This is a genomic window from Streptomyces sp. NPDC002730, assembly GCF_042888805.1.
Taxonomy (GTDB): domain Bacteria; phylum Actinomycetota; class Actinomycetes; order Streptomycetales; family Streptomycetaceae; genus Streptomyces.
Genome location: NZ_JBIAQG010000079.1, coordinates 1 through 1,006 on the forward strand (window position 1 = coordinate 1; position 1,006 = coordinate 1,006).

Here is a 1,006-nt window from a genome sequence, read left to right on the forward strand (position 1 = left end):
CAGTGTCCGGTCGATCATGTGACTGGGTGCTGTGGTGGTCGTTGTTCTGGTCATGGGGCGGGGTGATCTGACAGATCAGGAGTGGGAACGGCTGCGGCCGTTCCTGCCGGTGAGCAATGGCCGGTGTGGTCGGTGGCGGGACCATCGCCAGGTGATCAACGGGATCCTGCATCGCGTGCGGACGGGGGTGCAGTGGCGTGACCTGCCGGAACGCTTCGGACCGTGGAAGACGGTCTATGAGCGCCATCGGTCATGGTCGGCGGACGGCACCTGGGAAGGACTGCTTCAGCAGGCCCAGGCTGCAGCCGACGCCGCGGGTGAGCTCGACTGGGACATCTCGGTGGACTCCACCATCATGCGGGCTCACCAGCACGCGGCCGGTGCACGCAAGGAGGGACCGCCGCCCGCTGCGGTCTCAAAAGGGGTTCCGGCGGCGGAACATCAGACCGACAGTCCCTGGCAGAGCCTGTGCGCCCGGCTGGTGGAGGTGGTCCAGGAGGTGAGGGCCTCGGCCGTTCGCGCGGTGGCTTCACCACGAAGGTCCATCCGAGCGCGGACGGCCGCTGTCGGCCCCTGTCCCTCGTGGTCACTGCGGGCCAGCGGTCGGACACCACCCAACTCGAGCCGGTACTGGAGAAGATCCATGTCCCGCGCCTCGGTCCGGGCCGCCCCCGCAATCGACCCGACAGCGTTGCCGCCGACAAGGCCTACAGCAACCGGCCATGCCGCCAGTACCTGCGCAGACGCGGCATCCGGCACGTGATCCCGGAGAAGTCCGACTCCAAAGCCGCCCGCCTGCGCAGGGGTTCACGCGGCGGACGGCCCCCGGGCTTTGACACAGAGCGTTACAAGAAGCGCAACGTCGTCGAGCGGGCGATCAACAAGCTGAAACAGTCCCGGGCCGTAGCCAGTCGTTACGACAAGCGCGGATACGTCTTCCTCGGCACCGTCACCGCCGCAGCCCTCGTCATCTGGCTCCGCTCATGATCGACCGGACACTGCCTAG

General features: G+C 67.6%; 1 protein-coding gene. It reads left to right on the plus strand.

Features of this window, described 5'->3' with window-relative positions; translation table 11 throughout:
* The first annotated feature begins 52 nt into the window (after positions 1 to 52).
* Positions 53 to 987 (plus strand): IS5 family transposase gene (locus ACFYXH_RS42515; protein WP_389575198.1). Its coding sequence is split into 2 segments (ribosomal slippage): positions 53 to 437 and positions 437 to 987, totalling 936 coding nucleotides; the frame shifts between segments, so codons are not numbered across the junction.
* The last annotated feature ends 19 nt before the right edge of the window (positions 988 to 1,006 follow it).